This is a genomic window from Roseiflexus sp. RS-1, assembly GCF_000016665.1.
In the GTDB taxonomy this organism is placed as follows: Bacteria; Chloroflexota; Chloroflexia; order Chloroflexales; family Roseiflexaceae; genus Roseiflexus.
Genome location: NC_009523.1, coordinates 1065259 through 1080042 on the forward strand (window position 1 = coordinate 1065259; position 14784 = coordinate 1080042).

Below are 14784 nucleotides of genomic sequence, written 5' to 3' on the forward strand. Positions count from 1 at the left end.
CCTTGTACCGGTGAAATCATCCGCCGCATTATAGCACAAGCAGAATCGGGGTATACTTTGAACTGTCTGGTTCTCAGTTCCTGGTTCCTGGTTCTCAGTTCTCGGTTCTCGGTTCTCAGTTCTTGGTTCCTGGTTCTCGCATGCATCTTGTCTGGCACTCATCATTCGCATCGCTCACCGGCTACAGTGGCTCCTCGCTGGCGTTTGTCCTTGGTCTCGATGCGCGGGGTATCGCAGTTCGCCCACTCTACCTGTACGGCGCCGATCGTGATGAGCATATCATGATGGGTGGCGTTCACCCGCGCATTGCCGCGCTGCAACGCGCTCCGGTGCGTCTCGATGTGCCGCAGGTCGTGTACGCGCCGGGGGATCGTTTCTCGAAGAATAGCGGGCGCTACCGTATCGGTTTTACCATGCTCGAGTTCGACCGCCTGCCGCAGGAATGGGTTCAGCAAGCCAATCAGATGGATGAAGTCTGGACCCCAACCGCCTGGGGGGCGCACGTGTTCGCCGCCAGTGGCGTGACCCGCCCTATCCATGTTGTGCCCCTCGGCGTCGATCCGGCATGTTTTGCGCCGGGTGCTCCCCGCACCCATCTGACCGACCGCGTCGTCTTTTTGTCAGTGTTCGAGTGGAGCCGCCGCAAAGGATGGGATGTGCTGCTCCGCGCCTACCGTGCTGCCTTTCGTCCCGATGATCCGGTGGTGCTGGTGCTGAAGATCGACTGTCGCGCCCCTGATGAGAACCCGGTGCGTGAGGTCGCAGCGCTGTTGCCGGCGCCCTCGCCACCGGTGACGCTGCTCTACAACCGCGCGCTGAATGCGCAGCGTATGGCTGAACTGTACCGCAGCGCCGACTGTTTTGTGCTGCCCACGCGTGGCGAAGGATGGGGGATGCCGATCCTCGAAGCGATGGCATGTGGCATTCCTGCAATTGCAACCGATTGGAGCGGACCGACGGCGTTTTTGAACCACGAGAACGGCTATCCGCTACTGATCCGTGGTCTGGTTCCCGCAGATGCCGGCGGGTTCTATGGTCGCGGCGCACAATGGGCGGACCCCGATGGCGATGCACTCGTTGAACTGTTGCGCCATGTTGCGCATCACTCCGAAGAGCGTCGCGCTAAAGGTCAGCGTGCAGCCGCCGATGCGGCGCGCTGGTCGTGGGAGCGGGCGATCGATATCGTGTATGCACAATTGAATCGCTCTGAACTCTGGTAATGTTTGATCGGGATTTCGTGGTATATTTTCTTTGAAGATCGTGACATAACGGGCAATAATCGCAACGTTTCCAGATATAACCCATCGCCGCGCTGTGACGCCAACTGGCGCACCACGATGTGTTGCATAGAAGGTTCAACGATCCACGCCGATCGTTCATAACTCCGTTCCTGTCTGGCGGGGGTATCGCGTTTATGGGTATGACCCTGTTTCTGTTGGGTTTGCTGATCAGCGGCAGCGCAGCGATTGTTCTGGCGCTTGTCATCCTGCAGCATCGTGAAGCCAACGGCGCTCTTCCCTTTGCGCTGGTGATGATCGCCAGCGCAATCTGGGCGTGGGGCTATGCCCTGCAGATCAGTGCAGTGTCTCCCGAACTTGCTCTGCTTGCCGTGCGGATCAGGTACATTGGTCTTCTTGCCGTCCCAGCGTGCTGGCTCTGGTTTACGCTGATCTACACCGAAACTATCGCGCGCCTGACGAAGAAACAGGCGGCGATGCTGGCATTCTTCCCGGTGTTGACCTTTGTGGTGAACGTCACCAATGACTGGCACCAACTCTTCTACCGACGCATCAGTGTGATGCCGCCCGGTTCGTCGCTCGTTGTGACCTTTGAATATGGTCCCTGGTACTGGCTCAACGTTGGCTATTCCTACCTGGTTGTGCTGATTGGACTCTGGGTGCTGATCCGATTCTGGGGGCGGGCGCTGCGTCTTCATCGAATGCCGATCGCTGTGACAGTCGGCGGGTTGTTTTTTCTGACGGCCATCGGGTTGATCTTCTACATCAGTCGTCAGTTTGCCGGTGTCTTCGACATCACACCGCTGTTGCTGCCGGTGAATGGAATATTGCTCTACCTGGCATTGTTCCGACCCAGGCTGTTTGATGCGCATCCCGTCGCCTATACGCACCTGTTCGAGCAGTTGAACGACGGGGTGCTGGTGTTCAATATGCAGGGCAGGGTGATCGATTGCAATCCGGCGGCATACCGCCTGCTCGGTCTGACGAATCCCGTCGGGCGACCGGTTCAGCTTGTTCTGCAGCATATCCCTCAGCTGGCGCAAACCGGTTCGAGCGTTCTGCTCGAAGAGCCGCTTCGTCTGGAGTACAACGAACAGGTGCTCGATGTGCGCTCGACCATCCTGCGCGACCGCCGTGGACAGCAGAGCGGATATATGCTGGTGGTGCGCGATGTCTCAGAGCAGTGGCGAACGCAACGAGCGCTTGCCGAAAGCGAAGCCATGCTGCGCGAAGAACGCCGACTGTTCATCGGCGGACCGACAGTGGTCTTTCGCTGGGAAGCTCGACGCGACTGGCCCGTCTCATACGTCTCCCCCAACGTTCAAGAGCAGTTTGGATATGCGCCGGAAGATTTCACCGCGCACAGACTCAGCTATCCCTCGTTGATCCATCCAGAGGATTATGTGCGGATCAACCGCGAAATTGTCCATTACCTGCACCACAAGACGACCTGGTTTCGTCAGGAGTACCGCCTGATGCGCGCCGATGGCGAGTATCGCTGGGTCGATGATTATACATCTGTCGTGTACAACGATCAGGGGAAGCCGGTCTATTTCCTCGGTTATATCCTCGATGTCACCAACCAGAAGCGCGCCGAAGCCGAGCGTCTGGAAATGGAACGCCAGTTTCAGCACACCCAAAAACTGGAAAGTCTTGGCGTGCTGGCAAGCGGCGTGGCGCACGACTTTAATAATCTGTTGACGGCCATTCTCGGCAACCTCGACCTTGCGCTCCTGACCCTTTCCCGCAACGACCCCGCCGCTCAACCGATTCGCAATGCGATGCTGGCAACGCGCTACGCAGCCGGATTGACGCGCCAGTTGCTCGCGTATGCTGGCAAGGGAAATTACCAGGTCACCGATGTCAATCTGACCGAGATAGTCCAGGGTATGGCAGCAATGCTGCGGGTCTCAGTCGGCAAACAGGCGCGCCTGGAACTCCGCCTCGCTCCCGATCTGCCGGTCTTTCAGGCAGATCCATCGCACATCCAGCAGATCGTGCTCAACCTCATTCTCAACGCCGCTGAGTCGCTCCCTTCCGGCGAAGGCACGATCACAGTGCGCACCGATGTCCGTGATTGTGATGAAGCGTTTTTGAAGCGCAACCGTATCAACAACCAGGCGCCGCCGGGTCGCTACCTGCTGCTGGAAGTCGCCGATACCGGATGCGGCATGGACGAACGTACCCAGCGGCGCATGTTCGACCCCTTCTTCACCACCAAAGCAGTCGGGCGGGGGTTGGGCATGTCGGCGATCCTGGGCATCGTCCGGCGCCACCACGGTGCGATCATTGTCGATAGCGCTCCTGGTTGCGGAACAACGATCACTGTGCTCTTCCCGCCGTCTCCCGTCGAGCGCGACAGCAACGCGGATCGCGATCAAGAATCGTTGCCTCCTGCTCCGTCTACGACCGTTCTGGTCGTCGATGACGAAGCCGACGTGCGCGATGTGACTGCGCGACTGCTCACCCATCTCGGCTTTCGGGTCGTTGTGGTTGCGGACGGCGCTTCCGCGCTTCAAGCGTTGCAGGAACAGTCTTCAGAGATTGCGTGCGTCCTGCTCGATGCGAACCTGGCGGGTATGGATGCGCCGACCACCCTGCGTGAACTGCGCGCGCTTGCGCCCCACATCCCTGTGGTTGTGTCGAGCGGGTACAGTCAGCACGAGGTGTTGCAACGCTTTGCGGGCCAGACGATTGAAGGGTTTATTCAAAAGCCATATCAGATGTCCGAGTTATACGGCGTTCTCCAGCACGCATTGCGGCAGTTCCTGACGGTTACCGTTGCCGATCAGCCTTCAGCCGCTGATGCAGCCCCTGCAACGCAAGAAACGCCGGACGCGGACTCCAGTCCGGATTGAGGATGCTGAACGACGCCTGCTCGTGCTGCGGGTTGCCCTGCGCTCCCCACAGAACCGCAAAGTTCATATTCCACAAAAACATCGCCCCGACCCACGGACGTCCCTGCTCATCACGGTACTGTTCATACACCCGCGTGATGGCGCGGATGATATAGTCCGCCTGATCCTCAAATGTCAGCAGATTGCCGAACTCGAACCCTGGAGTCGTGTTAGGCGTCGCCCATCCGTACTCGGTAATCCAGATCTGCCGATCACCGAGACCATGCGCGATCATCAGGGCGCGCACATTCTCAACATGGCGAAAGTAGTGGGTCGGGTGATCGTTCCATCCCGGACGGTCACCGGGAAGATCGGGGTAGAGCCAGTCGGGCGAGTTTGCCGCGCCGCCGGGGTGCACCGCCTGCGCATCGAAATAGTCGCGGATCATGCCGTTTTTGTAGGTATACATCGCGCGCAGGTAATCAATGTCGGGAACCGCGCGATTCGGGTCGGATACGCCGGTAGAAGCTGGCGCGGCAGCCAGCACATACACATTGGGGTTGATCGCCTTAATGCGGCGGTAACATTCCGCCAGCAATTCGACGTATCGCCCCGGGTCTTCGGGGGTCACCCGACCGCCATTTTCGACTGCCAGGTTCGGCTCGTTCCAGATTTCAACGGCAGCGATCCGATCGCCGTAGCGTTCGACCATGGCTGCCACAAAATTGCCCATGACAACCGGATCGTATGGTTTACCGCCATTCCCCGGCGCATAGAATGGCGGCGACTGCACAATGTTGATCAGCAGGCGTATGTCGCTGGCCGCCACGTCGGCAACGATATGGTCGAGTTCATCCCAGTAGTAGACGCCCGGCGCCGCTTCGATATCCTTCCAGTGCACCTGCTGGCGCACCCAGTCGAAACCGGCAATGTTCGTCAGCATCAATACCCGGCTGCGATCGGTGTAGTACAGGTGCGCCACCACGCCGAATTGCAGCGCAGATGTGCGCAGGAAACGCACCTGCGGCGCTGCTGTTCCGATTGTATCTGTGGGTATGGGCAACACCGGCGTTGCGTTGTCCGTTGGTCGCGTCGTGGTTGTCGGACGTATCTCACCCAGCCCCGGTTGGGTCAACGGATTCGTCGTCGATGATCCACAGGCGACAAGCCACCCGAACACCAGCAATAAACAGATCAAACGAGTGTGATAGTGCATCGGATATTCCTGTTACGCGCCGCTCCGCAAACGTGACGCGACGCTCAGAACGTTTCTTCTATGATGTGAACAAGCCTCTCTGCTGGCAGGATGTTCCCCAAAGGGAGAAGCCACCCACTATGATGTCACTCCTCGTGCCATGACCAGCGACTGCCTAAAACGCAAGCGCCAAATCGTTCGCTTCCCCCTTCGTTATGCACGGCAAAGTGATAAATGCGGTCATGATGATCGTAGGGAAACAGCATTGTCTTGTCATACACTGCTGCACTGAGGAGGTACCGCCCCGCCAGCAACGGCAACGCTGCCACGTGCATATCAACTCTTCCCTCACCACGCACCGCAGGAATGTCCAGTCCGGCAAACAGGGTATTCGGTCCCGCCAGAAGCGTACCGCTTTCGTGATGGATCGCCAGCCCGAATACCGGTTGCGGCACAGTTTGATGGGCGCGATACCGGATTCGGAACGTCACCGGCGCACCGGTGCGGGCAATCGCGCCCCCACCGCCTTGCGCATCGAGCAGTTCCACACCGATGATTTCGACTTCGCCTGACCCGAAACGGCGTGTCGGGTCAATGCCCGGTGCATCCATCTGTGCCGACGATGCGTGTTCACGCTGGTTTACATCGGCAAGATAGGCGTCGATCACCTCCCCGCTTGCGCCGATCGCACGGACGACGCCCCGATCAAGCCACACTGCGCGATCACACAGGGTGCGCACCGTGTCGAGTGCGTGCGAAACGAAAATGATCGTTTTCCCGGCGTGACGAAACCTCAGGATGCGATCCATGCATTTACGCTGGAACGCCTCGTCGCCAACCGCCAGCACTTCATCTGTGATCAGAATGTCGGGGTCTACCGCCGTTGCCACGGCAAACGCCAGGCGCGTGTACATACCGGAGGAGTAATGCTTGACCGGCAGATCGAGAAAATCTTCCATCCCGGCGAATGCGACGATCGCATCCAGCCGTGCGGCCATCTCGCGTCGGCTAAGACCCATGAGCGAACCGTAGAGAAACACATTGTCCCGTCCGCTCAATTCGGGGTGGAAACCGCTGCCGAGTTCGAGCAGGGCAGCAACCCTCCCCCGCAATCGCACCTGCCCCGATGTCGGCTCGAGGATGCGTGTCATCAACTTGAGCGCCGTGCTTTTCCCGGCACCGTTGTGACCGATCAGCCCAAAACTTTCGCCGCGCGCCACTGTAAAACTGACATTGCGCAGCGCCCAGAATTCATCCCGTGGTGTACGCGGACGAAAGACCCCGAATAGACGCTCGCGTATGGTGGTATGGCGCTCATGCTGGAGCAGAAAACGTTTCGAGACGTTGTCGAACTCGATCACCGCGCTCACTGCGCTTCCTCCATCGTTTCCGAAAGCCGCATTCGTTCATCCGCTGCCAGACGAGGCATAGTACCGCCAACATCACCGTGTGTCAACCAGAGTTGACACAACTCCGCGCTTTGTGCTACATTCAGGTCTGTGCCAGGCGCTCAGAGTGGTGCAATGAACCGTAACCGTCAATCCAACAGGGATTCTTCTGTGCAGGCGGATGTCGAAACCCTTTTCTCGAAACATGGGCAGACCGTTGCTGCGCTGGCGCGTTCGATGCTCGAACGCATCCCAGGAGATCGGATTACGCGCGTTCATGAGTATGCTGCACGCCTGGATGCCAGCGCCGGGACGGTTCAGGCAGGGCTGAACTACCTGATGTCGGTTGGTGCGGTTCGTCTTGAAGCGCGCGGTCGGCTTGGCACCTATGTCGTTGCTATCGAGTACCCGTTGCTCTGGTCACTGGCAATGCGTCGCCCCCTGATGGGTGCGCTGCCATTGATCTACTCGCGCCGCCTGGCCGGGCTGGCAACTGGTCTGCGCACTCAGTTCGACCGACTGCCGATTGACCTGGAACTGCGCTTCATCCGTGGTTCGGGGCAACGGGTACAGATGTTGATGGCGCAGCAGTGCGATTGGGCGCTGCTCTCACGCCACGCAGCGTTGCTCAGCCCCGGAGTCGATGTGGTTGCCGAACTGGGTGATGAGACCTACATGGCGCACCACGTTCTGTTGCTGCACGATGCTTCAGGGTCTGGCATTCACGACGGGATGCGGATTGGCATCGATCCTTCGTCGAGCGATCATGCCTTCATTGTGCGCGCCATCTGTCGCGGGCGGAGTGTCGAATTCGTCGAGATCGACTACGCTAAAGGGCTGCACCTGGTGATGAATGGCGTTATCGATGGGACGGTCTGGAGTTGTGAGGATGTGCCGGATACGGTTCGTGACCTGACGGTCATCCCCCTGAGTATGGACGAGTATCCGGAACTTGTTGCGCTCGGTGTGGCGACGCTGGTCGTTGATAAAGGCAATCGCGCTGTGGCTTCGGTGCTTCGTGCTGCGGTCAATGCGACCGAACTGCGTGAGATCCAGCAGGAGGTGCTGGATCGGCGGCGCCCGCCTGCGTACTGAACGAGAGGATTATGACAGACCTGGCGCTTACTGGAGTAGCAGAAGCGTGGGCGGCGGCGCAACGTTCTCGCCGCAAGCCGCTGGCGCCGTCCACTATCGAGACCTACTGTGACGCCTGGTGCTCATTTGCACGATGGGCGCAGCGTGAAGGGCGGCGCACGGTCGCCGATATTCGCGCAACTGATCTGGGCGCCTGGATCGAATCGCTGACCGATCTGGCGGACGGAACAGTGCTGACCTATGGTCACGGGGCGCTGGCGATCTGCAAATTCCTTGCCGATCGCGGTTGCCTGCGCTGTGATCTGGCGCTGGTGCGTCTGCACCTGCGTGACGCCCTTCCCCGCGCCTATGCCAGTCGTGCGCCCGATGTTCCCGATCTGCGCAGACTGGTCTCGTTCTACGATGGTGAACCACCGCCAGCCGAACCGGGGCGCCGCAGTGAGCGTGATCGCCTCAACAGGCTGCGCAATGCTGCGCTTCTGCACACCCTCTTTTCCACCGGCGCGCGCATCTCCGAAGTATTGAGCCTGAATGTGGAAGACGTTCTCTCCGACGATGGCTGTATCGCCCCTCGCGCATTCGTGGTCGGAAAAGGACAACGACGACGCGCCGTCTTTTTGCGTGAGCACGCGCAGCAGGTAATTGCACGCTACCTGACGGCGCGACGCGCCACCTTTCCTCATGCCGAGGCGCTCTTCATTTCGCACGGACCGCGCGGCGCCGGTGGGCGCCTGGGGCGTATCGCTGCCTGGAGTATTGTGACCGACGCGGCGAGCGCCATTGCCAGCCAGGTCGAGCAGGAAGGGCGCCCCCGCGAAGCGCGCGCGTTGCGTACCGTCACGCCACATACGTTTCGACACTTTGTTGCAACCTGGTTGCTCAACGAAGGCGCACAACTCTCCGAAGTCTCAGCAATCCTGGGGCATGCCAATACCCGCATCACCGAGCAGTACTACGCGCGTCATACTGATGAACGATTACAGGAACTACACGATCAGTTCGCGCCGGATCCGGAATCGTTATAATTTTACCTGCCCTTAATACAATCTTGACACTGTGACGCTACGCTTGTAAAGCGTCTGTGGTATACTCAGGAGAAATCACCCGCTCACCCGAAATCTGAGGAGAGTTTCTCGTATGCGCATTCTCGTCCTTGGCGGCGACGGCTACCTTGGCTGGCCCACTGCATTGCACCTCTCACAGCGCGGCCACGAGGTCGCCGTTCTTGACAACTTCTCGCGGCGTCTCTGGGATCATGAACTCGGCGCCGAAAGCCTGACGCCGATTGAAACGCTCCAGCAACGCATTGCAGTCTGGCGTCAACTGACGGGCAAGATCATCACACCGTTCATTGGTGATCTGTGTGACTATACCTTCCTGGAGCCGGTCATCCGTGATTTTCAGCCTGAGGCGGTTGTCCATTTCGGTGAGCAGCGGAGCGCTCCCTATTCGATGATCGACCGTCAGCACGCTGTATTCACCCATGTCAATAATGTTGTCGGTACGCTGAACGTGCTCTATGCAATTGCCGATCACGCACCGGATTGTCATCTGGTCAAACTCGGCACGATGGGCGAGTATGGCACCCCGAACATCGATATCGAAGAGGGGTACATCACCATTACGCATAAGGGACGCACCGATACGCTCCCGTATCCGAAACAACCCGGCAGCTGGTACCATGCCACGAAAGTGCACGACAGCACCAACATTCTCCTTGCATGCCGCATCTGGGGGCTGCGCGCGACCGATCTGAATCAGGGGGTGGTCTACGGCGTCGAGACGCCGGAAACAACTCTGGATCCGCGTCTGGCGACGCGCTTCGATTACGATGGGGTTTTCGGTACGGCGCTCAATCGATTCCTGGTGCAGGCAGTCGTCGGGCTGCCGCTGACGGTGTACGGCAAGGGCGGGCAGACGCGCGGCTTCCTCGATATTCGCGATACGCTGGCGTGCGTCGAACTTGCGATCCTCAATCCGGCGGCGCGCGGCGAGTTGCGTGTGTTCAATCAGTTCACCGAGCAGTTCGATGTCGCCGGTCTCGCCGAGGCAGTGCGCGAAGCGGCGCAGGAGTTCGGTTTCGATGTGACGATCAATCACCTGCCGAACCCGCGCGTCGAGAAGGAAGAGCACTACTACAACGCCGCCAATACGCGCCTGCTGGACCTTGGACTGAAGCCGCACTATCTGAGCGAGACACTGCTCGAATCGGTGATGCGCGTGGTGATGCAGCACCGTGATCGGGTGCGTCCAGAGTTGATCATGCCGGCGGTCAACTGGCGCCGCACGCATAATCCTCTTATTCCCACCGAGGAAGTGGTGACCGGTCAGGCGTCAGTTACCGAATCGTAGCAGGTCTTAAGGCTTAGGATCCGCTCCAGCCCGCGCCGGCGGGCTTCGCCCTGGCGAGCCGAGGGCGTATGGTCTTTGAGGAAATAATCCGCTCTCGCCCGCGCTGGCGGGCTTCGCCCTGGCGAGCCGAGGGCGTATGGTCTTTGAGGAAATAATCCGCTCTCGCCCGCGCTGGCGGGCTTCGCCCTGGCGAGCCGAGGGCGTATGGTCTTTGAGGAAATAATTCGCCAAAGCCCGCGCAGGCGGGCTTTGCATTCCATAGCCGAGGGCTTCAGCCCCACGGCACGAAGCGCATACGGGGGGCGCAGCGCACCTCATGGTCTTTGAAGAAATAATCCGCTCTCGCCCGCGCAGGCGGGCTTCGCACCGGATAGCCAGGGGCTCATGCGGGGAGCGAGGTGTCGCTTCTCAACCTTCAACCTCTTCCCGTCACATACGCCCGCACCTCGGATGCAGGTATGCGCACCTGTTGCATGGTATCGCGGTCGCGCACGGTGACGGTGCCATCTTCGAGCGACTGGAAATCGACCGTCACACAGTACGGTGTACCGATCTCGTCCTGGCGACGGTAGAGTTTGCCGATAGCGCCGGTATCATCGTAGACGGTGCGAAAGGAACTGCCGCTCTGGATCGCCGTGCGCAGTTCGCGCGCCATGGCAACCAGACCTTCGTGGTTGCGCTTGAGTGGAAAGACAGCGACGCGGATCGGTGCGAGATGCGGTTTCAGATGCAACACAGTACGGAAGTATTCATCGATCGGTCCCTGTGCCTGACCACGCAATTTCTTTCCGATGTCGATCTGATCCGCGCCCGGCATTGCCAGCAACGTCTCGATCTGCGGCATGGTCTCTGGCAGTCCCGCGAGGATTGCCTGTCCGCGTTCAACAAGTGCGTCGCGTATTTCGGACGCCAGTTTTTCGTTTCTGCCGACCGACTTGAGGAATGCTTCGAGTGCGTCGGTAACGGCGTGCACTCGTTCAGGAGGAGGCGCTTTGACCATCTGCTCATCGTAGGCTTCTGCAAGCACTGCCAGGAAACAACGCCCCACACCAGCCGACGGTTCGATCACGAAGGGCACGATATGCCGCCTGCTCTCCGGATCGTAGTAGGTCAGCCTGGCGGTGCTATCGCGGTTGGGATTGGCGCGCGCCGTCAGGTTGAGCGTCTCCTGGTCGCGGCTGTGTGAACCGAGGTCATAGTCGGTGCGACTGGCGATCCCTTCGACTTCCTCATACCCCAGGGTCGGGTAGTCGTACATCAGGTCGAAGGTGCGTTTGGAATAGTGCGCCAGTTCGTCGGGCGGCACGTCGTAAATCTTGATGCGCGCGCGCGGGATGCCGATGCTCTCCCACCAGGCGAGCCGATCTTCCAGCCAGCGCTGGTGCCATTCGTCCTCGGTTCCGGGCATTACGAAGTATTCGATCTCCATCTGCTCGAACTCGCGCACACGGAAGAGAAAGTTGCGCGGGTTGATCTCATTGCGGAACGCTTTGCCAACCTGTGCGATGCCAAACGGCAGTTTACGACTGCTGGTCGCCAGCACATTCCCGAAGTTGACGAAGATGCCCTGCGCTGTTTCCGGGCGCAGATACGCAAATGAGTCGGCGTCTGCCACAGGACCGACGGCGGTCTTGAACATCATATTGAACGGTCGCGGTTCGGTCAGGTTGGTTGAACCGCAGTTCGGGCAACGCCCCCTGATGTGATCGGCGCGCCAGCGGCTCTTGCAGTCCCGGCAATCGACCAGCGGATCGTTGAACGTTTCCTCGTGACCGGAATAGCGCCAGGTCAGACGGTTCATCAAAATGGCGGCGTCCAGCCCTTCCATATCGTCGCGCTCATAGACATTGGTGCGCCACCAGGAGGAGATGATATTGTTTTTCAACTCAACCCCCAGTGGTCCCCAGTCGAAGACGCCTTGCAGTCCGCCGTAGATTTCGGAGCTGGGAAACACAAAGCCACGTCGTTTGCAAAGCGAGACCAACTGATCCAAGGTGGTTGCCGGCATAGAACAACTCCTGTTCAATAAAAAAACCAGGCGATCATCATTCGCCTGGGGACGCATTGCACGGGACGGGCAACACGCGGTTCCACCCCAGTTACCGTTCAGCACCAACGTCCTGAACGATCACTCGAAGTAATTCAGCTCCCCAGCGCCCTTCCCTGCTGCGCATACTGCCAGGCTCGCACCTTCCCCGGCTCGCTGGATGCAGCGCATGCAGGTACTTCTCTGGTTCAACGCCACACGTCTTTACTTTTCCTCCGGAACGAGCGCCTGCTCGTTGATCACGCCATTGACTTCGGTGGCGCGCGGTTCCGACCGTACTGGTTGCGCCGACGATGCGTGGTTGATGTGGGTATAGATTTGCGTCGTCGAAATCGACGTATGCCCCAACAGTTCCTGCACAGCGCGCAGGTCGGCGCCAGCGTTGAGCATATGCACTGCGAACGAATGACGCAGCATATGCGGCGTCAGTTCGCCCAGCCCCATTTCTTCGGCATACTGTTTAAGGATCAGCCAGAACCCCTGCCGTGTCAGGCGCTTGCCGCGATGGTTGAGGAACAGCGCATCGATTGGCGCATCACTTCCACGGGCAAGCTGGCTGCGACTGTTATCACAGTACTCTTCCAGCGCCGTCGCTGCGGATCCGTTGATCGGCAGAACGCGCACGCGCCCGTTTTTTCCGGTGCAGCGCACCGTGCTGTGCACCAGGTCGATGTCGGTCATGTTCAATGCCACCAGTTCACTTACCCGCATCCCGGTGGCATACAGCAACTCGAGCATTGCCTTGTCCCGAATGCGCTCCGGTGTCGGCGAACGCAACGGCAATTCCAGCAATTCGTCCACCTGATGCGGCGTCAGCGCACGTGGCAGATCGCGATCGACCTTCGGCGAATCGATCCGCTCGGTTGGATCGTGCGGGACGGCGCCGCTTCCGGTCAGAAACGCGAAGAACGACTTCACTGCTGCAACCCTGCGTGCAACGGTCGAACTGGCGTAGCGACGCTCGCGGAGATACAGCATGAATGACAGAATATCATCGTGCGAAACATCACGCCACTCTCGCCGATTTCTCGCGCTCACAAAGTCGCAGAACTGATCGAGATCGGTGCGATACGCTGCGATGGTATTGGCGGCAAGGTTGCGTTCGTCTGCAAGATGCCGCAGAAACGCTTCAACCTGATCATTCATAGTCGCTCCAACGCCTCGACCGGAGTCCGGCACACATGACAGACCATATCACTCAGCATCTTTGCTGGCAGACGCGCATCGTGTACAACAGTGCAGTGCGATGCCCGATGTCAGCGCATGGTACTGCAAGGCTTCCGGTGTGTCAACCGACTGCCATCGCCTCGATATGCCAGGCAAAGAAACGCTCGAGATGGTCGCGCGCTTCGGCGACGCTGGACGAGTGGTGCACTGCGCTGCGCAGTGCGGCTGCGCCGGGCAGTTCAATGCCAAACTGTCCAATCAACTGTTTCAACTTGTTCAGCGCCAGGCGTTCGGGCATTTCGTCGCAACACATCTCCAGATAGCGCGTCAGAAAATCATATTTGTCGGCGGGTGTGACCGTCATCGGTTGCATTCCTGTACGCAATTGAGCAATCTGTCGGAAGATCCACGGATTATGCATCGCGCCGCGCCCGATCATAACACCGTCGGCGCCGCTTTCATGCAGACGGCGAAGCGCATCGGCGGCATCACGAACATCCCCTGATCCGATGACGGGAATGCTGACAGCGCGCTTGACTTCGGCGACCCGCGTCCAGTCGGCGACACCGCTGTACCCCTGGGCGCGCGTGCGCGGATGGAGCGCCAGCGCCGCCACGCCAGCCTGCTCCGCCATTTTTGCCGTATCCAGGTAGTTCAGGCTCGCTTCGTCCCACCCGGCGCGAAACTTGAGGGTCACCGGGATCTGCACCGCAGCGCAGACTGCCTTCAACAGTCGTTCCATTGTCGGCAGGTCGCGCAGCAGCGCCGAACCGTGCCCGCCCCCAGTCACTTTTGGCGATGGGCATCCACAGTTGATGTCGAGAATATCGGCGCCGAGTTCTTCGACGACGCGCGCAGCCGCCGCAACCAGGTCTGGATCATTGCCGCTCAGTTGCATAGCGATCGGGCGTTCTTCGGGCAGATAGTCGAGCTGGCGATGGCGGCTGCGCGCGCGCGGACTGACCGCCGAGGCGCTGGTCATTTCGCTGCACACCAATCCGCATCCGCCCAGGCTGAGGATCATGCGGCGGAAGATGCTATCGGTGACGCCAACCATCGGCGCCAGCACAATGTTCGGCTCGATGGTGATATGCCTGATCTGGTACTTCGTTGGAAGGTTGTCGTTCATAGACTGCAATGAACCATCTGGCTTTCGTGGAATCGTGCTCATACGAATTATACCAGAGTCAATGGCGCTCCAACGTTCCACGTTCCACGTTCCACGTTCTACGCCCCAACGTCCCAACGTCCAAATGTTCCACGTTCCACGTTCAACCTTCAACGTTCAACCTTCAATGCCCCAACGTCCCAGCGTTCAACCTTCAACCTTCAACCTTCAATGCCCCAACGTCCCAACGTTCAACCTTCAACCTTCAACCTTCCAAACCTTCAACCTTCAACCTTCCAACGCTCAACCTTCCAACGTTCCACGTTCCACGTTCAACCTTCAACCTTCAACCTTCCA

At 59.3% G+C, this 14784-nt stretch carries 10 protein-coding genes; 5 read left to right on the top strand and 5 right to left on the bottom strand.

All coding sequences use genetic code 11. From position 1 onward, the window contains the following. Positions 1 to 140: 140 nt before the first annotated feature. Positions 141 to 1220, top strand: a complete 1080-nt coding sequence (locus tag ROSERS_RS04440; RefSeq protein ID WP_011955621.1) for a glycosyltransferase — start codon at positions 141 to 143, stop codon at positions 1218 to 1220. A 200-nt stretch (positions 1221 to 1420) separates the two neighbouring features. After that, positions 1421 to 4096: a histidine kinase N-terminal 7TM domain-containing protein gene (locus ROSERS_RS23945; protein ID WP_232282760.1), complete on the top strand. Its 2676-nt coding sequence runs from the start codon at positions 1421 to 1423 to the stop codon at positions 4094 to 4096. Here ROSERS_RS23945 and ROSERS_RS04450 read toward each other — a convergent pair. Then, positions 4014 to 5291, bottom strand: a complete 1278-nt coding sequence (locus tag ROSERS_RS04450) for a cellulase family glycosylhydrolase (protein WP_011955623.1) — start codon at positions 5289 to 5291, stop codon at positions 4014 to 4016. The two genes, ROSERS_RS23945 and ROSERS_RS04450, sit on opposite strands and share 83 nt — an antisense overlap. 125 nt (positions 5292 to 5416) lie before the next feature. Beyond that, positions 5417 to 6640: an ABC transporter ATP-binding protein gene (locus ROSERS_RS04455; protein ID WP_011955624.1), complete on the bottom strand. Its 1224-nt coding sequence runs from the start codon at positions 6638 to 6640 to the stop codon at positions 5417 to 5419. A gap of 189 nt (positions 6641 to 6829) precedes the next feature. On the opposite strand from ROSERS_RS04455, the gene yhfZ reads away from it, so the two are divergent. The 3 genes from yhfZ to ROSERS_RS04470 all read left to right on the top strand — a co-directional run bounded on the left by yhfZ (position 6830) and on the right by ROSERS_RS04470 (position 10105). After that, positions 6830 to 7753 carry a GntR family transcriptional regulator YhfZ gene (gene yhfZ, locus ROSERS_RS04460; RefSeq protein ID WP_011955625.1) on the top strand — a complete coding sequence of 308 codons (924 nt, stop codon included), beginning with the start codon at positions 6830 to 6832 and terminating at the stop codon, positions 7751 to 7753. 11 nt (positions 7754 to 7764) lie between these two features. After that, positions 7765 to 8778, top strand: coding sequence for a tyrosine-type recombinase/integrase (locus tag ROSERS_RS04465; RefSeq protein ID WP_011955626.1), 1014 nt, complete (start codon positions 7765 to 7767; stop codon positions 8776 to 8778). 112 nt (positions 8779 to 8890) lie between these two features. Continuing rightward, positions 8891 to 10105, top strand: coding sequence for an NAD-dependent epimerase/dehydratase family protein (locus tag ROSERS_RS04470; RefSeq protein ID WP_011955627.1), 1215 nt, complete (start codon positions 8891 to 8893; stop codon positions 10103 to 10105). A gap of 415 nt (positions 10106 to 10520) precedes the next feature. On the opposite strand, the gene ROSERS_RS04475 is transcribed toward ROSERS_RS04470, so the two are convergent. The 3 genes from ROSERS_RS04475 to dusB all read right to left on the bottom strand — a co-directional run bounded on the left by ROSERS_RS04475 (position 10521) and on the right by dusB (position 14448). Beyond that, positions 10521 to 12113: a glycine--tRNA ligase gene (locus tag ROSERS_RS04475; RefSeq protein WP_011955628.1), complete on the bottom strand. Its 1593-nt coding sequence runs from the start codon at positions 12111 to 12113 to the stop codon at positions 10521 to 10523. A 243-nt stretch (positions 12114 to 12356) separates the two neighbouring features. Continuing rightward, complete coding sequence (xerD, locus tag ROSERS_RS04480) at positions 12357 to 13298, bottom strand: site-specific tyrosine recombinase XerD (RefSeq protein ID WP_011955629.1); 942 nt, start codon at positions 13296 to 13298, stop codon at positions 12357 to 12359. A 142-nt stretch (positions 13299 to 13440) separates the two neighbouring features. Next, positions 13441 to 14448: a tRNA dihydrouridine synthase DusB gene (gene dusB / locus ROSERS_RS04485; RefSeq protein ID WP_041333016.1), complete on the bottom strand. Its 1008-nt coding sequence runs from the start codon at positions 14446 to 14448 to the stop codon at positions 13441 to 13443. Between the last annotated feature and the right edge of the window lie 336 nt (positions 14449 to 14784).